At 54.7% G+C, this 22,136-nt stretch carries 21 protein-coding genes and 1 other annotated feature; of the genes, 7 read left to right on the plus strand and 14 right to left on the minus strand.

Going from position 1 to position 22,136, the window contains the following annotated elements:
• Positions 1-199 precede the first annotated feature (199 nt).
• Both OGV50_RS14700 and yaaA read left to right on the plus strand, forming a co-directional pair.
• Positions 200-1,630, plus strand: coding sequence for an alanine/glycine:cation symporter family protein (locus OGV50_RS14700; protein ID WP_230012102.1), 1,431 nt, complete (start codon positions 200-202; stop codon positions 1,628-1,630).
• A 77-nt stretch (positions 1,631-1,707) separates the two neighbouring features.
• On the plus strand, positions 1,708-2,484 hold the full coding sequence (gene yaaA, locus OGV50_RS14705; protein WP_110494699.1) for a peroxide stress protein YaaA: 777 nt from the start codon (positions 1,708-1,710) through the stop codon (positions 2,482-2,484).
• Positions 2,485-2,582: 98 nt separating this feature from the next.
• On the opposite strand, the gene OGV50_RS14710 is transcribed toward yaaA, so the two are convergent.
• The 7 genes from OGV50_RS14710 to yjjY form a co-directional block, all read right to left on the minus strand.
• The gene (locus tag OGV50_RS14710; protein WP_012134167.1) at positions 2,583-2,873 is read right to left on the minus strand and encodes a DUF2502 domain-containing protein; all 291 of its coding nucleotides are present in this window, start codon (positions 2,871-2,873) and stop codon (positions 2,583-2,585) included.
• Positions 2,874-3,110: 237 nt separating this feature from the next.
• Positions 3,111-4,397 (minus strand): threonine synthase, encoded by a 1,287-nt coding sequence (gene thrC, locus OGV50_RS14715; protein ID WP_049010528.1) that lies wholly within the window; start codon positions 4,395-4,397, stop codon positions 3,111-3,113.
• 3 nt (positions 4,398-4,400) lie between these two features.
• Entirely contained in the window at positions 4,401-5,330 is a 930-nt protein-coding gene (gene thrB / locus OGV50_RS14720) for a homoserine kinase (protein WP_200031183.1), read from the minus strand.
• 1 nt (position 5,331) lies between these two features.
• Positions 5,332-7,794, minus strand: a complete 2,463-nt coding sequence (gene thrA / locus OGV50_RS14725; protein ID WP_049010533.1) for a bifunctional aspartate kinase/homoserine dehydrogenase I — start codon at positions 7,792-7,794, stop codon at positions 5,332-5,334.
• 25 nt (positions 7,795-7,819) lie between these two features.
• Positions 7,820-7,940 (minus strand) — a sequence feature (Thr leader region).
• A complete protein-coding gene (gene thrL / locus OGV50_RS14730) occupies positions 7,876-7,941 on the minus strand; it encodes a thr operon leader peptide (protein WP_060815970.1) in 66 nt (21 codons plus the stop codon). Its footprint overlaps the feature before it by 65 nt.
• A 212-nt stretch (positions 7,942-8,153) precedes the next feature.
• Positions 8,154-8,840 (minus strand): tRNA/rRNA methyltransferase, encoded by a 687-nt coding sequence (locus tag OGV50_RS14735; protein WP_200091328.1) that lies wholly within the window; start codon positions 8,838-8,840, stop codon positions 8,154-8,156.
• A gap of 398 nt (positions 8,841-9,238) precedes the next feature.
• On the minus strand, positions 9,239-9,379 hold the full coding sequence (yjjY, locus tag OGV50_RS14740; protein ID WP_001541509.1) for a YjjY family protein: 141 nt from the start codon (positions 9,377-9,379) through the stop codon (positions 9,239-9,241).
• Between the two features lie 95 nt (positions 9,380-9,474).
• Between yjjY and arcA the strand changes: the two genes are divergently transcribed.
• Positions 9,475-10,191: a two-component system response regulator ArcA gene (gene arcA, locus OGV50_RS14745; protein WP_001194359.1), complete on the plus strand. Its 717-nt coding sequence runs from the start codon at positions 9,475-9,477 to the stop codon at positions 10,189-10,191.
• A 109-nt stretch (positions 10,192-10,300) separates the two neighbouring features.
• Here arcA and creA read toward each other — a convergent pair whose 3' ends face one another.
• Positions 10,301-10,771, minus strand: a complete 471-nt coding sequence (creA, locus tag OGV50_RS14750; RefSeq protein ID WP_024130725.1) for a protein CreA — start codon at positions 10,769-10,771, stop codon at positions 10,301-10,303.
• Positions 10,772-10,982: 211 nt separating this feature from the next.
• Between creA and robA the strand changes: the two genes are divergently transcribed.
• The gene (gene robA, locus OGV50_RS14755; RefSeq protein ID WP_012134174.1) at positions 10,983-11,852 is read left to right on the plus strand and encodes an MDR efflux pump AcrAB transcriptional activator RobA; all 870 of its coding nucleotides are present in this window, start codon (positions 10,983-10,985) and stop codon (positions 11,850-11,852) included.
• Here the strand turns inward: robA and gpmB are convergent.
• Positions 11,849-12,496 (minus strand): 2,3-diphosphoglycerate-dependent phosphoglycerate mutase GpmB, encoded by a 648-nt coding sequence (gene gpmB, locus OGV50_RS14760; RefSeq protein ID WP_012134175.1) that lies wholly within the window; start codon positions 12,494-12,496, stop codon positions 11,849-11,851. The genes robA and gpmB overlap by 4 nt on opposite strands.
• 51 nt (positions 12,497-12,547) lie before the next feature.
• On the opposite strand from gpmB, the gene yjjX reads away from it, so the two are divergent.
• A complete protein-coding gene (yjjX, locus tag OGV50_RS14765) occupies positions 12,548-13,063 on the plus strand; it encodes an inosine/xanthosine triphosphatase (protein ID WP_286488603.1) in 516 nt (171 codons plus the stop codon).
• 93 nt (positions 13,064-13,156) lie between these two features.
• Here yjjX and trpR read toward each other — a convergent pair whose 3' ends face one another.
• The gene (gene trpR, locus OGV50_RS14770) at positions 13,157-13,486 is read right to left on the minus strand and encodes a trp operon repressor (RefSeq protein ID WP_024130726.1); all 330 of its coding nucleotides are present in this window, start codon (positions 13,484-13,486) and stop codon (positions 13,157-13,159) included.
• A 90-nt stretch (positions 13,487-13,576) separates the two neighbouring features.
• Positions 13,577-15,514, minus strand: coding sequence for a murein transglycosylase (gene sltY, locus OGV50_RS14775; RefSeq protein WP_012134178.1), 1,938 nt, complete (start codon positions 15,512-15,514; stop codon positions 13,577-13,579).
• Positions 15,515-15,728: 214 nt separating this feature from the next.
• Here sltY and ettA point away from each other — a divergent pair, with 214 nt between their 5' ends.
• Positions 15,729-17,396, plus strand: coding sequence for an energy-dependent translational throttle protein EttA (ettA, locus tag OGV50_RS14780; protein WP_071257493.1), 1,668 nt, complete (start codon positions 15,729-15,731; stop codon positions 17,394-17,396).
• Between the two features lie 105 nt (positions 17,397-17,501).
• Here the strand turns inward: ettA and nadR are convergent, their stop codons facing one another.
• The 3 genes from nadR to serB all read right to left on the minus strand — a co-directional run bounded on the left by nadR (position 17,502) and on the right by serB (position 21,321).
• A complete protein-coding gene (nadR, locus tag OGV50_RS14785; protein ID WP_012134180.1) occupies positions 17,502-18,734 on the minus strand; it encodes a multifunctional transcriptional regulator/nicotinamide-nucleotide adenylyltransferase/ribosylnicotinamide kinase NadR in 1,233 nt (410 codons plus the stop codon).
• A gap of 138 nt (positions 18,735-18,872) precedes the next feature.
• Entirely contained in the window at positions 18,873-20,255 is a 1,383-nt protein-coding gene (gene radA, locus OGV50_RS14790; RefSeq protein WP_024130728.1) for a DNA repair protein RadA, read from the minus strand.
• Between the two features lie 97 nt (positions 20,256-20,352).
• Entirely contained in the window at positions 20,353-21,321 is a 969-nt protein-coding gene (gene serB, locus OGV50_RS14795) for a phosphoserine phosphatase (RefSeq protein ID WP_047459052.1), read from the minus strand.
• A 117-nt stretch (positions 21,322-21,438) separates the two neighbouring features.
• Here serB and OGV50_RS14800 point away from each other — a divergent pair, with 117 nt between their 5' ends.
• Complete coding sequence (locus OGV50_RS14800; protein ID WP_012134185.1) at positions 21,439-22,086, plus strand: YtjB family periplasmic protein; 648 nt, start codon at positions 21,439-21,441, stop codon at positions 22,084-22,086.
• Positions 22,087-22,136: the final 50 nt, after the last annotated feature.

A 22,136-nucleotide genomic window follows, 5' to 3' on the forward strand; every position in this document is an offset into this window, starting at 1 on the left:
GACAATGCGGTTATCCCACTCCCCTCTTTGTTTGCCTCTTTTCGGCCCCTCGACAGGGCTGCGCGCAATTAAAGGATATTGCCATATAGTATGGTAGACTCCCCCCATTCAATAGCCTGACAGGGTCTATACTGTTCGTGAATTGGTAACGCTTACACTGGAACCCAAAAGCGTACCGGCATCAACAAGAGGGATGTTAATGCCTGATTTCTTCGCCTTTATTAATGAAATACTCTGGGGATCGGTAATGATCTACCTCCTGCTTGGCGCAGGGTTTTGGTTTACTTACCGTACCGGATTCGTTCAGTTTCGCTATATCCGCCAGTTTGGCAAAAGTCTTAAAAACAGCATACATCCCCAGCCGGGCGGGCTTACATCATTTCAGGCGCTGTGTACCAGCCTTGCCGCGCGTATTGGCAGCGGCAACCTGGCAGGCGTTGCGTTGGCTATCGCCGCAGGCGGGCCCGGCGCCGTATTCTGGATGTGGGTATCTGCGCTTATCGGCATGGCGACCTCGTTTGCCGAATGCTCTCTGGCCCAGCTCTACAAAGAGCGCGACAGCACAGGACAGTATCGCGGCGGCCCGGCATGGTATATGGCGCGCGGCCTGGGTATGCGCTGGATGGGCGTTCTCTTCGCGATTTTCTTACTCATTGCGTATGGTCTGATTTTTAATAGCGTACAGGCGAACTCCGTCTCGCGGGCGCTCGCTTTTGCCTTTGACATACCGCCCATTATCTCCGGTATCGTGCTGGCGCTGGCGGCCTTTTTTGTCATCGTTCGCGGCATTAAAGATGTCGCAAAACTCATGCAATGGCTCGTCCCTGCGATGGCCCTTCTGTGGACGCTCACCGGTTTAGTGATTTGCCTCTGGCACATCGAACAGCTGCCCGAGATTATCGCGTCGATTGTGAAAAGCGCATTCGGCTGGCAGGAAGCCACTGCCGGGGCGGCCGGATATACGCTCAGCCAGGCGATTACCAGCGGTTTCCAGCGCGGCATGTTCTCCAACGAAGCGGGAATGGGTTCTGCGCCTAACATTGCGGCCGCCGCCTCATCCTGGCCACCGCACCCTGCCGCGCAGGGAATTGTGCAGATGATCGGCGTCTTTACCGATACCATTATTATCTGCACCGCCAGCGCGATGATTATTCTGCTGGCAGGCAATGGCGCCTCGCATATGCCAACGGAAGGCATCCAGCTGGTGCAACAGGCAATGATTTCACTGACCGGCGAATGGGGCGCAAGCCTTGTCGCGTTTATTGTGGTGTTGTTCGCCTTCAGCTCAATTGTCGCCAACTACGTTTACGCCGAAAATAACCTGATTTTTCTGCGTCTGGACAGTCTGCGAATGCGCTGGGCGCTGCGTATTGTCACCGTCGGGATGGTCGTGGCGGGCACGTTACTCAGCTTTCCGCTCGTCTGGCAGTTGGCCGACATTATTATGGCCTGTATGGCCATCACCAACCTGACGGCGATTCTGCTGCTCTCGCCGGTGGTGCATACGATCGCCAGCGACTATCTGCGACAGCGTAAGCTCGGCGTACAACCCGTGTTCGACCCATTCCGCTACCCTGAAATTGAGCAGCAACTGGCGCCGGATACATGGGATGAGTTGCCGCGTCACTAGCGCGGCAATCACAACCATCGATCAAATCGGTCGGTTTTTTTGCTAAAGTCGCAGTAAATTTCCTGCAAGGACTGGATATGCTGATTCTGATTTCACCTGCAAAAACGCTCGATTACCAAAGCCCGCTGGCCACGACGCGCTATACGCGGCCTGAACTGCTGGATTACTCCCAGCAGTTGATCCGCGAGGCGCGCAAGCTCTCGGCGCCGCAGATTGGCAAGCTGATGGGCATTAGCGACAAACTGGCCGATCTGAATGCCACCCGTTTTCATGACTGGCAGCCTGACTTTTCCCCTGAAAACGCCCGCCAGGCGATTCTGGCGTTTAAAGGCGACGTCTATACCGGACTACAGGCGGAAACGTTCAGCGAAGCCGATTTTGATTTCGCGCAGCAGCATTTGCGTATGCTTTCCGGGTTGTACGGCGTCCTGCGTCCGCTGGATCTGATGCAGCCTTACCGTCTGGAGATGGGCATTCGCCTTGAGAACGCCAAAGGGAAAGACCTTTATCAGTTCTGGGGCGATGTGATTACCGATAAGCTGAACGAAGCGCTGGCTGCGCAAGGCGATAAAATCGTCATCAACCTGGCCTCGGATGAATATTATAAATCCGTGAAGCCGAAGCAGCTGAATGCGGAGATTATCAAGCCTGTGTTCCTTGATGAGAAAAACGGCAAATTCAAAGTTATCAGCTTCTACGCCAAAAAAGCGCGCGGCCTGATGAGCCGTTACATCATTGAAAACCGGCTGACGAAGCCGGAACAGCTCACCGCATTTAACAGCGAAGGCTATTTCTATGATGAGCAAGCGTCAGGAAAAGGCGAACTGGTGTTTAAACGCCACGAGCAAAACTGATGCCCTGAAGCGCAGGCCGGATAAGACGCCTTTTGTCGCTATCCGGCGCTAAAACCGCATAACTGCCTGATAGCGCTACGCTTATCAGGCTTGCGTGCTTAATGGCGGTGGTCGTCGCGGCGATCATCATGACGATGCTCGTCATGCTTATTATGATGCGGTTGCGGACGTGGTCCATGCGGCTGCCAGCGGTTTTCTCGCCACTCATAATGCTTCTGCCACCAGCCGTGGTCGCGCCAGTGACCGCCATCCCAGTAATTACCGTGGTTATCGCGATCGCCAATCTGAAGTTTAACTGCCGGTACGAGAGTAATTTCGGCAGCCTGTGCTGCGAGGGGAGCCACCAGCATCATGGAAAGTGCAAGAAGCACGGGTTTCAACTTGTTCATGAGGTACTCCTTTTTACCATTGCCCGATTTGGGTCGATGAAAGGAGATTACTTGATGAGAACGCGGGTTGTTATTCTCTGCAATCCTAATCTCTAAGTTACCGCATTTATTGAGAATTACTCCTTTTTACCTGCTAAATTTCTCCTTATTTTCTCCATAAAAAAGCCGGATGGCGGCTAACGCCTTATCCGGCCTACAATAGCTACAATAGCCCCGAAGCGCCACCGGGCACAACCGTTAGCCGCGTGTCATCATCAGCTTACGCAATTCGGCAAAATCGGCAGGCAGATTATGCGAGAGCAGCGGCAGGTCGGCACGATCCGCCAGCTCTTTTGGCAGATCCAATGTTTCACCAAGAATCGCTTCCACACTCTCTTTGAATTTCGCCGGATGCGCGGTCCCGAGGAACAAGCCGTACTCCCCCGGGTGCAACTGATCGCGCAGCGCGCGGTACGCCACGGCAGCGTGCGGTTCAGAGGTATAACCTGCCGCTTTCAGTTCGCGCATGGTCTCCTGCGTCGTCTCATCGTCAACCGCAGCGTAGCCCAGCTCCGTCAGACGCCAGATTTTACGGCGGAACAGCTCTTCCACGCGCGGCCAGTTATTGGGCTGGCTGACATCCATCGCGTTCGACAAGGTAGCCTGCGTCGCTTTCGGCGACCACTGCCCCTCTTTCAGGAAGCGCGGCACCGTATCGTTGACGTTAGTGGCGGCGATAAAGCGTTTCACCGGCAGGCCGAGCGACTTCGCCAGCAGCCCCGCCGTCAGGTCGCCAAAGTTACCGCTGGGCACGGAGATCACTAACTGATTACGCGCGTCCTGCGGCAGTTGAGCGACCGCTTCAAAGTAATAGCAAATCTGCGCCAGCAGACGGCTGATGTTGATGGAGTTCGCCGAATTCAGCCCCAGCGCCGCCTTCAGTTCTTCATCATCAAACGCCTGTTTTACCAGCGCCTGGCAGGCATCGAAATCTCCGTCAATCGCAACCGTTTCGATGTTGCCGCCCAGCGTACAGAACAGTTTTTCCTGCAACGGGCTGATCTTGCCGCGTGGGTAGAGGATCACGACGCGTACATTTTTCAGACCGTAGAATGCGTGAGCAACTGCCGCGCCGGTATCGCCAGAGGTTGCCGTCAGGATAGTCACCGGTTTGTCGCCGCTGATGTGCGTCAGCATTTGCGCCATAAAGCGACCGCCAAAATCCTTAAAGGCCAGCGTCGGGCCGTGGAACAACTCCAGGCACCCGACGTCGCCTTCCACCTGACGCACCGGCGCCGGAAAAGCGAATGCCTTGCGAACGCGCTCTTCTAAGATTTCCTGCGGGATCTCATCCCCGATGAACGCGGAAAGGATCTTTGCGCTACGACTCACAAAGTCCTGATTCAGCATCTCATCAACTTCAGTCAGGCTAAATTCCGGCAGGTCGTGCGGGAAAAAGAGCCCCTGATTCTTGCCAAGCCCCTGCGTAACGGCCTGCGCAAAGCTGACCTGCTCATTATGATCTTTCAGATTGTAGAGTTTCATTGTTTATCCCAGTACTCGTGCGCCCGCCGTATCCAGCTGACAAATATGAACAAAGCCTTCCTGATTTTGCAGGTAATTTTTACCCAGCCAGTCTGCTACGCGCTGCGCCGTATCCGGCTTATCACAGAGCGCGAAAAGCGTCGGCCCGGACCCGGAAATACCGCTGGCCAGCGCGCCAATTTCCGCCACCGCCTGACGCGCCTGGCTGAAGCCCGGCAGCAGACGAGCGCGGTACGGTTCGGCAATCACATCCTTCATCAGCTTCGCAGCAAGCTGCGGCTGACGGGAATAGCAGGCATGAATAAACCCGGCCAGATGCCGCCCGTGGGCGATACAGTCCTGACGGCGATACTGCGCGGGTAAAATCGCCCGCGCTTCAGCCGTCGAAACTTTAATCCCCGGATAGGCCAGTACCCACAGCCACTCATCAAATCCTGGCACCTGCTGGCTGATAATGCCGTTTTCTTCGATCATCAACTGCATGCCGCCGAGAAAGCACGGCGCGACGTTATCGTAATGAATGCTGCCAGAGATACGCCCTTCCAGTTCCCCCATGATCGCCAGCAGACGCGTGTCGTTCAGCGGTTTGCCACAGAACTCATTCATCGCCACCAGCGCGGCGACCACGGAACAGGCGCTGGACCCTAACCCGGAGCCAATCGGCATGTTCTTTTCCAGCGTCATCGCCACCGGAATCTGTTTACCCAACTCCTGGCAAAAACGCTCCCAGCACTGATAAACGATATTTTCACGCGGCGCTGACGGCAGCTTGTCGGCAAAACGCCCTAAATTATTCAGCGTGAAGCTTTCTGCCGCATCCACCGAGACCACATCGCCCAGCAGTGAGCCATCAACCGGCGTGACGGCCGCCCCAAGCACATCAAATCCGACGCTCATATTGGCACTGGAAGCCGGAGCATAGACTTTCACCATTTTAGACTCCTAACTTCCATGAAAGGGTGCGCAGCAGATCGGCAAAAACACCCGCCGCCGTCACATCGTTCCCCGCACCGTAACCGCGCAGAACCAGCGGCAGCGGTTGATAATAGTGACTGTAAAACGCCAGCGCGTTCTCCCCGTTTTTCACTTTAAACAGCGGATCGTTGCCGTCAACCTCGGCGATCTTCACGCGACACACGCCGTCGTCTTCAATGTTGCCAACATAGCGCAATACTTTGCCTTCATCACGGGCTTTCGCCACGCGGGCGGCAAACGCGTCGTCAAGCTGCGGCAGATTGGTCATAAACGTGGCGACATCGCCGGAATCGTCGAAACCTTCCGGCAGCACCGGCTCAATCACGATATCGGACAGTTCCAGCTCACGTCCCGTTTCACGAGCGAGGATCAGCAATTTGCGCGCCACATCCATCCCGGAAAGATCGTCACGCGGATCGGGTTCGGTATAGCCCAACTCGCGCGCCATCGTGGTCGCAGCCGAAAGGCTCATGCCTTCATCCAGCTTGCCGAAAATAAAAGAGAGCGATCCAGACAGGATGCCGGAGAAGTGTTGCAGTTCGTCACCTGCGTTCAGCAGGTTTTGCAGGTTCTCGATAACCGGTAAGCCCGCGCCTACGTTGGTGTCGTACAGGAACTTACGTCGGGATTTCGCCGCGGCAAAACGCAGTTGATGGTAGTAATCCATCGACGACGTGTTGGCTTTTTTGTTCGGCGTTACCACATGGAAGCCTTCACGCAGGAAGTCGGCGTATTGATCCGCCACCGCCTGGCTGGAGGTACAGTCAACAATGACCGGGTTAAGCAGGTGATACTCTTTCACCAGGCGAATTAAGCGCCCTAAATTAAACGGTTCTTTCGCTTCCGCCAGTTCCGCCTGCCAGTTATCCAGGTTCAGGCCATGCACATTGGTCAACAGCGCTTTCGAATTCGCCACGCCGCAAACACGCAGGTCGATATGCTTGTTTTTCAGCCAGGACTGCTGGCGTTTAAGCTGCTCAAGTAACGCGCCGCCAACGCCGCCAACGCCGATAACGAACACTTCAATCACCTGATCGGTATTGAACAGCATCTGGTGAGTAACGCGCACGCCCGTTGTGACATCATCGTTATTCACGACCACCGAAATCGATCGTTCGGACGAGCCCTGCGCAATCGCGACAATATTGATATTCGCGCGCGCCAGCGCCGCAAAGAACTTCGCCGAGATGCCGCGCAGCGTGCGCATACCGTCGCCAACCACCGAGATGATCGCCAGACGTTCAGTCACTGCCAGCGGTTCCAGCAACCCTTCTTTCAGTTCCAGGTAGAACTCATCCTGCATTGCACGCTGGGCCCGCGCGCAGTCGCCCTGCGGTACGCAGAAACTGATGCTGTATTCAGAAGAGGATTGCGTGATCAGCACCACGGAGATCCCCGCGCGGGACATTGCCGCGAAGACGCGCGCCGCCATCCCGATCATCCCTTTCATTCCAGGGCCGGAAACGCTGAACATCGCCATATTGTTCAGGTTCGAGATCCCTTTCACCGGCAGTTCGTCTTCATCGACGCTAGCGCCGATCAGCGTACCAGGGGCTTGCGGGTTTCCGGTGTTTTTAATCAGGCATGGGATTTGGAACTGAGCAATGGGGGTGATGGTGCGAGGATGAAGGACTTTGGCGCCGAAGTAAGAAAGCTCCATCGCCTCCTGATAGGACATCGACTTCAGCAACCTGGCGTCCGGCACCTGGCGCGGGTCACAGGTATACACACCGTCGACGTCAGTCCAGATCTCACAACAGTCGGCGCGTAAGCAGGCAGCCAACACCGCAGCGGAGTAATCAGAACCGTTGCGGCCCAGCACGACCAGCTCGCCTTTTTCGTTACCGGCGGTGAAACCTGCCATCAGCACCATGTGGTCAGCCGGAATGCGGCCCGCCGCGATACGGCGCGTAGATTCGGCGATATCAACGGTCGATTCGAGGTAATGCCCGACCGCCAACAATTTTTCGACCGGATCGATAACCGTCACGCCATGACCGCGCGCTTCCAGCAGGCCAGCCATGATCGCGATCGACATCTTCTCGCCACGGCAGATCAGCGCAGCATTGATGCTATCCGGGCACTGGCCCAGCAGGCTGATTCCGTGCAGGATATGTTTGATTTGCGCAAATTCTTGCTCAACGAAAACTTTCAACTGCGCCAGCGGGAACCCCGGCTGAGCGGCTGCAAGACCCGTAAGAAGTTCGGAAAAAATACGTTCGGCATCGCTGATATTCGGTAAAGCATCCTGACCGCTGATGGTCTTTTCAATCATCGCCACCAGATGGTTAGTAATTTTGGCGGGGGCAGAGAGAACAGTCGCTACCTGCCCCTGCCTGGCATTGCTTTCCAGAATATCGGCAACACGCAGAAAGCGCTCTGCATTTGCCACTGATGTACCGCCGAACTTCAACACTCGCATGGTTGTTACCTCGTTACCTTTGGTCGAAAAAAAAGCCCGCACTGTTCAGGTGCGGGCTTTTTTCTGTGTTTCCTGTACGCGTCAGCCCGCACCGTTACCTGTGGTAATGGTGATGGTTGTGGTAATGGTGGTGCTGATGCGATTCATGGATGTTGTGTACTCTGTAATTATTATCTGTCTGTCTTGTATCTTTAAAGGGTTAAAGTATCTCGTGACCTAAGTCAATAAATTTTTAATTTGATCACATTCCGCAACATGTTCACGAGCTGCTGCTTGCGCATTTATTTTCAACCAATACGGAATGAAGCAACCTCTTGAAACCAGATTTAAAATCTCACATCAAGCAATTTAACAAGATTTTATTTTGTTATATTTTTCTCAATATCATGCAATAAACGGTGCAGCATGGCCGTGTCGCGCTGCCCTGACAGCCCCAGTCGTTGTTGCAGCCAGTCCGCCAGTTTGATGTCATCAGCAACATCCAGCGTCGCCAGTAACTGCGAAACGCGTGTGCGTAACGCCTGCAATTGAGGCGCGTCAGTCACCTCTGTTTGTTTCGCCGATTGTTGCATTAAGCCTGCTAATTGATAGCAATACACCATTACCGCCTGCCCTAAATTGAGTGAAGGATAATCAGCAACCATTGGCACGCCGGTTAAAACGTCCGCCAGCGCCAGTTCTTCGTTCGTCAGGCCCGAATCTTCCCGGCCAAAAACCAGCGCCGCATGGTTCATCCACTGCGATTTTTCCTGCAACAGCGGCAGCAGTTCTGCGGGCGTTGCGTAGTAGTGGAACTTCGCGCGACTGCGGGCCGTGGTGGCGACAGTGAAATCAACATCGTGCAGCGCTTCCGCCAGCGTTGGATAAACACTAATATTATCAATAACATCAGCGGAACCATGTGCAACCCAACGGGTCGCCGGCTCCAGGTGCGCCTGGCTGTCGACAATACGCATATCGCCAAAACCCATCGTCTTCATTGCCCGTGCCGCCGCGCCAATATTTTCCGCTCTGGCCGGCGCGACCAGAATAATTGTTACACGCATTTCGATTCTCTTTTTGACCAGCCGCTGGCAATAATGTGACCAATGTCAACATATTACGCAGCACGAATTTACATTTTTTTAACGAAAATCGTTGAAAAACCATTTCACATTCAGTAAAAGGCACTAAACTATTTCTTATCTTTACTATTGCGTTTTATGTTAAGAAATACTACATATCCTTCTGTTTATTTAGGATAATTTAATTTAGAATGAATCACACCTATTGGATTCATTACATTTATTAGTTGGCATGCGCAACTAGTTGGATTATTGCAAATTTGTGATGAACGCTAGCATTTGGATACGATGATTTCATCAAACTGTTAACGTGCTACAATTGAACTTGATATATGTCAACGAAGCGTAGTTTTATTGGGTGTCCGGTACGTCTTAGCCTGTTATGTTGCTGTTAAAATGGTTAGGATGACAGCCGTTTTTGACACTGTCGGGTCCAAAGGGAAAGTACCCACGACCAAGCTAATGATGTTGTTGACGTTGATGGAAAGTGCATCAAGAACGCAATTACGTACTTTAGTCATGTTACGCCGATCATGTTAATTTGCGACATGCATCAGGCAGGTCAGGGACTTTTGTACTTCCTGTTTCGATTTAGTTGGCAATTTAGGTAGCAAACATGCAGACCCCGCACATTCTTATCGTTGAAGACGAGTTGGTAACACGCAACACGTTGAAAAGTATTTTCGAAGCGGAAGGCTATGATGTATTCGAAGCGACAGATGGCGCGGAAATGCATCAGATCCTCTCTGAATATGACATCAACCTGGTGATCATGGATATCAACCTGCCAGGGAAAAACGGTCTTCTGTTAGCGCGTGAACTGCGCGAACAGGCTAACGTTGCGTTGATGTTCCTGACTGGCCGCGATAACGAAGTCGATAAAATCCTCGGCCTCGAAATCGGCGCAGACGATTACATCACCAAGCCGTTTAACCCACGCGAACTGACTATCCGTGCGCGCAACCTGCTGTCCCGTACTATGAATCTGGGTACGGTCAGTGAAGAGCGCCGTAGCGTCGAAAGCTACAAGTTCAACGGTTGGGAACTCGACATCAACAGCCGTTCTTTGATCGGCCCAGATGGTGAGCAGTACAAACTGCCACGCAGCGAATTCCGCGCCATGCTTCACTTCTGCGAGAACCCGGGCAAGATCCAGTCTCGTGCAGAACTGCTGAAGAAAATGACCGGTCGCGAGCTGAAGCCGCATGACCGTACTGTTGACGTGACTATCCGTCGTATTCGTAAGCATTTCGAATCCACGCCGGATACCCCGGAAATCATCGCGACCATTCACGGTGAAGGTTACCGTTTCTGCGGTGATCTACAGGACTAATCGGTTACCATCGGCAGCAAAAACGGCGCAAAACGCGCCGTTTTTTATTGTCTGTCAATGACTTATCCGACCATAACGGGAATCACTTCCAGATGACGCGTCAGGAACGTTACCGCCACGGCATAACGGGCACCGCGCTTATGGCATTTTTTGGCGACCCTTCAACGACCTTGTCAGAATAGGCCAGATACGCCAGCGTATTGCGTTTGGCATCATAAAAACGCACGACCTGTAATTTTTTAAACACCAGCGACGTGCGTTTCTGGAAAACGACATCCCCTTGCGCTTTCCCGTTCTTAATTTTATCGCTCAGCTCAATCGGCCCTACCTGCTGACAGGAGATCGCCGCGTCGGAGGTATCTTCGGCCAGTCCCAGGCCGCCTTTAATCCCCCCCGTTTTCGCCCGACTTACATAGCACGTCACATTTTTGACGTCGGGATCGTCAAACGCTTCGACGACGATTTTATGGTCAGGCCCAAACATTTTAAATACGGTATCGACGGAACCTACCTGTTCTGCATGCGCAAACTGCCCCAGCATCAACAGAATTGAGGAAAGTATTAAGCTCTTGTATTTCATATTGTTACCATTCATAAAAGTTACACTGCGCAATTATTCGACACGTCTGGATAAACTGTTTACAGATCACAGGATTAGAATAATCATGCTTTAGTGTGCCCCAAAAAAGCACAGATGAGCAAAAAAAACACCGAATGCTAAAACAGCAAAAAATGCTATTATCCACTTACCTGATGTCAGGTGCTCGTTGTGGAAAGGATGAGGATATTTTATGGATCAGGCTGGCATTATTCGCGACCTCTTAACCTGGCTGGAAGGCCATCTGGATCAGCCTCTGTCGCTTGACAATGTGGCGGCAAAAGCAGGTTATTCCAAGTGGCACCTGCAAAGAATGTTTAAGGACGTGACGGGCCATGCTATTGGCGCTTACATCCGCGCTCGCCGCTTATCTAAATCCGCCGTGGCCCTGCGCCTGACGGCACGTCCGATTCTGGATATCGCGTTGCAGTACCGCTTCGATTCTCAGCAAACCTTTACCCGCGCGTTTAAAAAGCAGTTCTCTCAGACGCCGGCGTTATATCGCCGTTCTCCAGAATGGAGCGCCTTTGGCATTCGTCCGCCGATGCGTCTGGGTGAGTTCGCCATGCCTGAGCATCAGTTTGTCACCCTGGAAGATACGCAACTGCTCGGCACCACCCAGAGCTATTCCTGTTCGCTGGAGCAAATCTCCGATTTTCGACACGAAATGCGCGTACAGTTCTGGCAAGACTTTCTCAGCCAGGCGCCAACGATTCCTCCGCTGCTCTACGGCCTTAACGAAACGCGCCCCAGCCTGGAGAAAGATGACGAACAGGAGGTGTTCTACACCACCGCGCTACCGCAAGAACATGCCAACGGGTATGTGCCGTCAGCGCAGCCTGTTACCCTACAGGGCGGCGAATATGTGATGTTCACCTACGAAGGTTTAGGAACCGGGGTACAGGAGTTTATCCTGACGGTATACGGCACCTGTATGCCGATGCTGAACCTGACCCGCCGTAAAGGGCAGGATATAGAGCGATACTACCCGGCAGAAGATGCCAAAACAGGCGGTCGCCCTATTAACCTGCGTTGCGAATTCCTGATCCCCGTTCGCCGTTAACGCTGTAGCTCATCTAACGCAGGGGCATCAAGATGCGAGACGTCCCCTGCCGTTTCAACAACCCAACCAGGCGCCAGCCACAAACTTTCCTGATAATCGACGCGGGAAATAGAGCAGTTACGCAGACGTAACCGACGCTCCGCCCAGGCCGGTAATCCCAGAATGGTGCTAACCAAGCAACCCAGCGCGATACCGTGACTGACCAGCAGCGGGCGGCTGCCCTGCGGCAGTTCCAGACAGGACGCGAGAGCGGCATTGACGCGATCGCTCAGTTCCTGCATGGATTCGCCATCAGGAATGCGCCCGTCAACCGTACCGTTCACTAACTGGCGACGCCAGTTCTCTTCTTCTTCGGTGAGGGTGTCGATGTGTCGTTTTTCCAGCACGCCCATGTCCAGCTCACGCAGACGGGCGTCGAAAGTGATATCGCAACCGCATGCCTGGGCGATGATTTCAGCCGTGCGGCGGGTGCGACCGAGATCGCTACTGACGATATGGGTGATGCCGAGCGTTCTGGCGCGTTCTCCCACTTGCATAGCTTGTTGCTCACCTTTAGCGGTCAGCGGACTGTCAGACTGGCCTTGAATACGTCGCTCGGCGTTCCACTGCGTTTCACCGTGGCGAACAAGGTATACCTGTAACATGCTTTTTATCCGTTATACTGCGATGACATTCATTTCTGAGTAATTCTGATTATGCACCATGTTGTCTCAGCAACCACCAATCCCGCTAAAATTCAGGCAATTCTGCAAGCATTTAACGAGATTTTCGGTGAAGGATCCTGCCATATTGAGTCCGTCTCCGTCGAGAGCGGCGTGCCGGAACAACCTTTTGGAAGTCAGGAAACGCGCGCTGGCGCACGGAATCGGGTAGAAAATGCGCGCTGTCTGCGTCCTCAGGCCGATTTTTGGGTGGCTATCGAAGCGGGGATTGATGATAACAGTACGTTCAGTTGGGTGGTGATAGAGAATGCCGCCCAGCGAGGCGAGGCGCGATCGGCAACGCTGCCGCTTCCTGCGGTTATCCTTGAAAAAGTTCGTCAGGGCGAAGCGCTCGACCCGGTGATGTCGCAGTATACCGGTATTGATGAGATTGGCCGTAAAGAGGGGGCTATCGGGGTGTTTACCGCCGGAAAACTGACCCGCTCCAGCGTTTATCACCAGGCGGTGATTCTGGCGCTCAGTCCGTTTCATAATGCGGTGTATCGGTAGGGCTCGCGATCCACGCCGGATGGCGGCTTCGCCTTATCCGGCCTACGTTCACCATTCCTGTAGGCCTGATAAGCGTAGCGCCATCAGGCGAAATTACCTTTCGCTCTTGAGCAACACCTGCTCCAGCCACTGGCGTAACTCTACCGGTGCGGATTTCAGGCTGTTGGAACCGCGCGTAATGGTGGCGATGCCCGCCCCCAGCTCATTTTTAAGCTCGCGCTGGCTCATTTCACCACGTAACAACTCTTCAATGATACGCACGCGCGTTCCCAGCGCCTCACGCTCATCCGGCGTCAGCATCAAATTGAGTAAGGGAAGATGCAGGTCTTCCGCACAAGCGTGCTTGAGCAGCTCAACAAAGCGTAACCACTCCTGGTGACGCTGTTCTGCCATCGCTGCTGAATAGGGTGATTGCTGAGTCATAGAATGTCGCCATCGTTGCAGGGGGAAACGTATCTGCCTCCCCCGATTGTACTCTTTAACGAGTACGATAGCATAACATAACCGATGCGATCAGTAACGGCGCTGCCATTCTGCGTCATTCATCAACGTTGGTTTATCGCCCATGAAGTAGCGATAGTAGGCATCATAAGCCAGCACGTTCTTCACGTAGCCCCGCGTTTCTGAGAACGGAATACTTTCAACAAACGCGACGGCGTCGATGCGCCCTGCGCTGTTGCCAAGCCAGGTACGAACGCGCCCCGGCCCGGCATTGTAAGCCGCTGAAGAGAAAATACGGTTATTACCAAACTGTTGATAAACGTATTGCAGGTAACTGGTGCCAATGTTGATGTTCGTCTCCGGGTCAAGCAGCTGGCTAGGGCTGCTGTAGCCCGGTATCGAGAACATTTTCACCGTATGCGTCGCCGTGCCCGGCATAACTTGCATCAGACCGCTGGCCCCTACCGGGGATTTCACTTTCGGATTCCAGGCGCTCTCCTGACGCGCAATCGCCATAGCGTAACTTTGCGAGATCGCTTTGCCGCCAGTGTAACGGGCGAAAAGATCCTTGTACGCCAGCGGGAAACGCTCTTCCAGATGATCCCACAGTTTCCCTGCGATCGTCGCCTGTACGCTCAGATCCCACCAGTGGTTATTGAAAGCATAACGCGCCAGCTGCGCCTGCTCCGACTTCGTCCTGCTGGAGACCAGATTCGCCCACTCGCTGCGCGCCGTATTATCCAGGTTCCAGTACATCAGTTCGCGTACTCGCGCCATTTCCGCGCCCTGCGTAAGCGAAGCGTCCACTGTCGTCGGCGCTTTGTCGATCTTCAGCACATACGCTTCACCCAGCTTTTGTGCGGCGACCATCGGGTAGAAACCACGCTGTTGCATCAGCGCATGGAGGATCTCTTTTGCCTCTGCCTCACGCCCGCGTTCAAGCAACAAATCCGCCTGCCAGTAGCGCCATTCATCCTTCTCCTTCGCTTCCATCGGCAGTCGGGCAAGCCAGGTATTCAGCCCACGCCGATCGCCGGTGCCCAGCGCCATCCGCACGCGGCGTTCCACCAGCGTGGTGGATTGCGAGCGCATAATCGCATCATCGCGCCACTTCGCCTGCGCATCGGTCACATCGTTCCCCATCAGCCGCCAGGCGACGATATCGCGCAGTTCCTGAGTTTGCTCCTCATTAAGCTGCTGGGCCTGCACCAGTGACGGGATCATCAAACGCGCATTCTCTGCGTCCTGACGCGCCACGCTGGCAAAGGCCACTGCCGCCATCTGACGGGTAAAATCGGTCGCGCCGGTCGTACGCGCAAAAGTCATCACGCTATTGGGATCGTTCGCCAGCGCGATGATCGCCGAAGCAATGGTCTGGTACTGCGCAGGCATCTGCCCGGCCAGCACCGTTACCAGCCCCGTGTTGCCTGCTTTCATCGCCAGGCGGATGCGCTCCAGCCAGGCCAGCGGGTCCTGGGTGCCGGAAGCGCGCCAGACGCTGAACAGTTTGTCACAGGCGTTCGGCTGGCTTTTCCCGGTCAGCCAAAGTGCTTTCGCCCCCTGCCAGGCCTCTTCCGTCTGCCCGGTATTCCATTTCGCGTAGTAGTAATTACATTGCGCTTCGGTGGTGCCCGGCTTCTCGGGGCTGAATGCTAGCAGTCCACGCCAGTCTTCGCGACGCGCCAGCTCATTAACGAAACGCGATTGCAGCGTACGCGCAGGAGGAAGCGTAGGGTTGGCGCGCACAAACTGGGTGACGGTGACCGCAGGCTGGTTCATCAGATCATCGGTGATCTGGCGATACTCAAGATAGGGATACAGCGGGTAATTCTTCAGGCCAGGCATCATCTGCTCAACGACATCCATCTGTCGGTTATCCCAGGCCTGTTTGATTTGCGCATAGCGATTGCGCTGCTCATCCAGAGAATCCGCTCGCGCCGCCTGACTTACCGTCAGCAGGCATACGCTGGCGGCGATAAGACGCCAGGTAAATGGTTTGGCTTTGTCCACAAGCTCTTCCTCTTGTCGTAATACATCAATGCAGCATCATGCCGCGTAATGAATTTATGCTAACCAGACATTGCTAAATGCGCCACGTTACGGACACTTTTTTACTTTTATTGCGAGTGAGAGTTGCTGGCTGGGATTAGCCCGGGAAAAAGGCTACACTTCGCCTTTGAAAATTATTCTTCATCACGATAAACCTATAGAGGCGAAGTCCAACGTGGCTCAATTCGTTTATACCATGCATCGTGTCGGCAAAGTGGTTCCGCCGAAACGTCATATTTTGAAAAACATCTCGCTGAGCTTCTTCCCTGGGGCGAAAATCGGCGTACTGGGTCTGAACGGCGCCGGTAAGTCTACCCTGCTGCGCATTATGGCTGGCATCGATACAGATATTGAGGGCGAAGCTCGCCCACAGCCAGGCATCAAAATTGGCTACCTGCCGCAGGAACCTCAGCTCACCCCTGAACACACCGTTCGCGAATCGATCGAAGAGGCGGTGGCCGAAGTGGTCGGCGCCCTGAAACGTCTGGATGAAGTGTACGCGCTGTACGCCGATCCAGATGCGGACTTTGACAAGCTGGCCGCCGAACAGGGCAAGCTGGAAGAGATCATCCAGGCGCATGACGGCCACAACCTGAACGTACAGCTGGAGCGCGCCGCTGACGCCCTGCGTCTGCCGGACTGGGATGCCAAAATCGCGAATCTTTCCGGTGGTGAGCGCCGCCGCGTCGCGCTGTGCCGTCTGCTGCTGGAAAAACCGGACATGCTGCTGCTCGACGAACCGACCAACCACCTGGATGCGGAATCCGTCGCGTGGCTGGAACGCTTCCTGCACGACTTCGAAGGCACCGTTGTGGCGATTACCCACGACCGTTACTTCCTCGACAACGTGGCGGGCTGGATCCTTGAACTTGACCGTGGCGAAGGGATTCCGTGGGAAGGCAACTACTCCTCCTGGCTGGAACAGAAAGATCAGCGTCTGGCGCAGGAAGCCTCTCAGGAAGCGGCCCGCCGTAAATCCATTGAGAAAGAGCTGGAGTGGGTGCGTCAGGGTGCTAAAGGCCGTCAGTCTAAAGGCAAAGCCCGTCTGGCGCGCTTTGAAGAGCTGAACAGCACCGAATACCAGAAACGTAACGAAACCAACGAACTGTTTATTCCACCTGGACCACGTCTGGGCGACAAGGTCGTTGAAGTCAGCAACCTGCGTAAATCCTACGGCGATCGCCTGCTGATCGACGATCTCAGCTTCTCAGTACCAAAAGGCGCGATTGTCGGCATCATTGGTCCGAACGGCGCGGGTAAATCCACCCTGTTCCGCATGATGTCCGGTCAGGAACAGCCGGATAGCGGCACCATCACGCTGGGGGAAACCGTAAAACTGGCTTCCGTTGACCAGTTCCGTGACGCGATGGATAACAGCAAAACCGTGTGGGAAGAAGTTTCCGGCGGGCTGGATATCATGAAGATCGGCAACACCGAAATGCCAAGTCGCGCCTATGTGGGCCGCTTTAACTTCAAAGGCGTCGATCAGGGTAAACGCGTGGGCGAACTGTCCGGCGGTGAGCGCGGTCGTCTGCATCTGGCGAAGCTGTTGCAGGTTGGCGGCAATATGCTGCTGCTCGATGAACCGACCAACGACCTGGATATTGAAACCCTGCGCGCGCTGGAAAACGCCCTGCTGGAGTTCCCAGGCTGTGCAATGGTTATCTCGCACGACCGTTGGTTCCTCGACCGTATCGCCACGCACATTCTGGATTACCAGGATGAAGGCAAGGTGGAGTTCTTCGAAGGTAACTTTACCGAGTACGAAGAGTACAAGAAACGCACGCTGGGCGCCGACGCGCTGGAGCCGAAGCGTATCAAGTACAAACGTATCGCTAAGTAATGTATCAGATGCCGGATGGCGCTACGCTTATCCGGCCTACAGACTTATCCGGCCTACAGACTTATCCGGCCTACACCTTGTAGGCCGCCATCCGGCGCTTCAGGCTTAACCCTGCTCGCCCATCATCTCTTTCACTAACTCCACGCAGCGCAAAAATCGACCATCGTAATCGGCCTCTTCTACGTGGACGAAATTGATGTTGTTCTCCCGCAGCATATCCACCAGCAGATTCTGGAACTCTTTACGATCCACCGAACTGCCCAGACTCCGTAACCCATCCGCGACCCAGGGCGTATTGTTCTCCAGCAGGATCACCAGATCAAAGCGGTATTCATCGATCAACGCCTGTACAAACGGATGCTCGCGCCCTTCGTATTTTTTACAAAAGGCCTGCGTGGTAACGAAATCGGTATCGATAAAGGCCACTTTATTGGCGTATTTCACCGCAAAATCAATATATTGCGCATGGCCCAGTGCGATCTTATCGTAATCGGAATACTGTAACGCCATCTCGTCACCGCCCAGATGCGAGAAGACATAGTCGCGCCCGTACTCCCACGCGCTGGTGGTATTAAAAATATTGGCGAGCTTGTTCACCAGCGTGGATTTCCCGCTCGACTCCCCGCCTAATATCGCCACGGTGCGCACGAAAAAGGGCTTCACTTCCGTCGGAATGTATTCCCAGTAGCGGAACGGGTTTTCACGGATCTGCGCCCCGCTGATACTCATAAAGGTTCGTTTCGGATCGACCAGCACCGTTTCAATAGCCAGGTGTTCGAGATACTGCGGCGCATCGGCTTCCTCGGACGTGTAGATCCAGTTGGGCTGAATCCCCTTCTCTTCCATAAAGGCTTTGATGCCGTTGCTCCACACATCCCAGCCGTGCGGGTACGGCTCCATCCCTTCCTCATTGAAGGCATGAATACGAATATTCTTCTGATATTTAAAGGTCTGTAGTAGCCAACGCAGACGATCCGACACGGTAGGCTGTTGCGACATGGCGCTGTCTTCAAACAGTTCGCGGTCGCGGGTATCGTCATAACCCATAATGATATGCAGTTCATCCACCTGGCTACAGGCGCGCTGAATCAAATAGATATGCCCGGTATGCAGGGGGTAGAACTTGCCAAACACCACGCCGATGTTTTTCCGCTGCCGGGGAAACTCCAGCCCCAAAAAACGATGCAGCGCCTCCAGCTTTTGCGCGCTGGGGCTTTTAATCTTCGCGTTCAGAAGTTGGCTCAAATACCCTTTGGTCATGCCGCTGGCATCCGCCACCTGTTGCAGGGTACACCCCTTTTGCTTGATCGCGGTTTTGAGATAGTCGAACGATGACACAAGAGCCTCCTGCTAAAAAACGCGTAACAATGCCTGATGGCGCTTCGCTTATCAGGCCTACAACATCAATCCGTAGGCCGGATAAGACGCACTGCGTCGCTATCCGGCAAATTATACAACATCAGTGCATACAGATGATTATAAGTCGTCAAACACACTTAACGCATCCGCAAGCTTTTTAACGCCAAAAACCTGCATCCCTTCCGGCGGCTTTTTCGGCACGTTGGCAGCCGGTACGATAGCGCGGCGGAAACCGTGTTTAGCCGCTTCAGAAATACGTTCCTGACCGCTGGGCACCGGGCGAATTTCCCCTGCCAACCCCACTTCGCCAAACACCACCAGATCCTGCGGCAGCGGCCTGTCGCGCAGGCTGGAGACCATCGCCAGCAATAGCGCGAGATCCGCGCTGGTCTCCGTGACCTTCACGCCGCCCACGACATTGACGAATACATCCTGATCGGCCATCTGCAATCCGCCATGACGGTGCAGCACCGCCAGCAGGATCGCCAGACGGTTTTGTTCCAGACCGACCGCCACGCGACGCGGATTCGCCATCATCGAGTGATCGACCAGCGCCTGAATCTCTACCAGCAGCGGGCGCGTCCCTTCCCACACCACCATGACCGAACTGCCGGAAGTCACCTCATCGCCACGGCTTAAGAAAATTGCGGACGGGTTGCTGACTTCACGCAGCCCCTGCTCCGTCATCGCAAAAACGCCCAGCTCGTTTACCGCGCCAAAACGGTTTTTATGGCTACGCAGCGTGCGAAAGCGGGAGTCAGCGTCGCCATCCAATAGCACCGAGCAGTCAATGCAGTGCTCCAGCACCTTCGGGCCAGCCAGCGAGCCGTCTTTAGTCACATGACCAACCATCACGATAGCCACGCCGCGCGTTTTGGCAAAGCGCGTCAGATAAGCGGCCGTCTCACGCACCTGGGCCACGCTGCCCGGCGAGGACTGGATATCCGCCATATGCATCACCTGGATGGAGTCGATCACCATCAGCTTCGGTTGTTCTTCTTCCGCAATCAGGCAGATCTGTTCAATACTGGTTTCTGACAGCATATTCATGTTAGCCGTCGGCAATCCCAGCCGATGCGCGCGCATCGCTACCTGTTGCAGGGATTCTTCGCCCGTGACGTACAGGGTTTTCATCTGCTCGGCCAGTTTGCAAAGCGTTTGCAGCAGCAGCGTGGATTTTCCCGCACCGGGGTTGCCGCCAATCAGGATGGCGCTGCCGGGCACGACACCGCCGCCCAGCACACGGTCGAACTCTTTAAACCCGGTGGAAAAACGCGGCAGTTCCTCAAGGCTGATGTCAGACAATTTCTGCACCTTTGCCACACCTGCGTTACCGGCATAGCCGCTGAGTCGCTCATTACGCGCCACCGTTGGCGACGCGGCAAGACGCACCTCGGTGATGGTGTTCCAGGCATGACAGGCGCTGCATTGCCCCTGCCAGCGCGGATAATCGGCCCCGCATTCATTACAAACAAAGGCGCGTTTTGGAGCTTTTGCCACGGTTTACCTCTTTATTTCATGCAGTTGCCGGATGGCGCTGGCGCTTATCCGGCCTACAGTCACTTTCCCGTAGGCCCTGCGCCATCGGGCAATTCAATCATTTTTGATTCATACTGCCGGAGAGAATGCAGAACACCCCCATCAGGTCAGCGTGACGAATCGTGATTTCCGTCTTTTCATTCACTTTCGGTTTGGCGTGGTACGCAATCCCCAGCCCGGCCGCTTTAATCATCGGCAGATCGTTAGCGCCATCGCCAATCGCCACCGTCTGCGCCACGGGAATTTCATACTCCTGCGCCAGGCGGGTCAGCGTGTTAGCTTTGTACTGGGCATCGACGATATCGCCAATGACATTGCCGGTAAATTTCCCGTCGATGATCTCCAGCTCGTTCGCCACCACCGTGGTTAAACGCAGCTTTTCACGCAGGTATTCCGCAAAAAAGGTAAACCCGCCGGAGGCGATCGCCACTTTCCAGCCGAGCGTTTCCAGCTTCAGCACCAGTTGCGTCAGACCCGGCATCAACGGCAAATTCTCGCGCACCTGGCGCAGAATATCGGCATCCGCGCCTTTCAGCGTCGCCACACGGCTGCGTAAACTGGCGGTAAAATCCAGTTCGCCGCGCATCGCGCGTTCCGTGACTTCCGCAACCATTTCGCCCGTCCCGGCCAGCTTCGCGATTTCATCGATGCATTCAATCTGAATCGCCGTCGAATCCATATCCATAACCAGCAGGCCTGGCGTACGCAGATGCGGAATTTTGCCCAGCGGCGCGACGTCCAGCCCGGCACCGTGCGCCAGCTTCGTCGCGCGCGGCGTTAAGGAACCCGCCAGACGAATCACCTGATAATCTTCGACGCACCAGGCCGCCACGATCACCATCGCCGCGCCCAGCTTGCTCTGGTACTGCGTTAAGCGCTGCTTATCCAACCCGCGACCGTACAGCAGCCAGCCGCTACGGCCTGCGTGGTAATCCAGTGGCATCACCTCGTCACCACTTAATGAAAGGGGTAAACCAGGCCACAAAGAAACATCTTCAGGCAGATCGCACCAGGTAATGTTAGGCATTAAAGCTCCTGTAAAATCGTTCGGGTCGGGAATCATCCTGGGGAAAATAACGCATGAGGCTACCCTGTAACCATCGCTTCTGGCAACATTAAGCCTCAAATTTTCAGCAGGTGGAATATGGCTCGCGCAAAACTGAAATTCCGGCTTCATCGTGCAGTGATTGTATTGTTCTGTCTCGCACTGCTCGTCGGGCTGATGCAGGGGGCGTCCTGGTTCAGTCAAAACCATCAACGGCAGCGCAATCCGCAGCTCGAAGAACTGGCCCGCACGCTGGCGCGCCAGGTGACCTTAAATATCGCGCCGCTGATGCGCACCGAAACGCCGGATGAGAAGCGGATCGCCGTCGTACTCCGCCAGCTAACGGAAGAGAGCCGCATTCTGGATGCCGGTGTCTACGACGAGCAAGGCGATCTCATTACGCGCGCAGGCGAAAGCGTCAATGTGCGCGATAGGCTGGCGCTGGACGGTAAAAAAGCGGGCGGCTATTTTAATCAGCAGATTGTCGAACCTATTCAGGGTAAAAATGGCCCGCTGGGCTATCTGCGCCTGACGCTGGATACGCATACGCTGGCGACCGAAGCGAAACAGGTCGATAACACCACCAACATTTTACGCCTGATGCTGCTCCTGTCACTGGCAATTGGCGTGGTGCTCACGCGCACCTTGCTACAGGGCAAACGCACGCGCTGGCAGCAATCGCCTTTCCTGCTCACCGCCAGCAAATCCGTACCGGAAGAGGAAGAGAGCGAGAAGAAAGAACCATAGGATAGCCGCCGCTTTGTCGTTAATATAGTTGAGACCACGAAAAGGAATGC

Origin of the sequence: Citrobacter sp. CK180, from assembly GCF_030333655.1 — a bacterium.
Lineage (GTDB): Bacteria > Pseudomonadota > Gammaproteobacteria > Enterobacterales > Enterobacteriaceae > Citrobacter_B > Citrobacter_B koseri.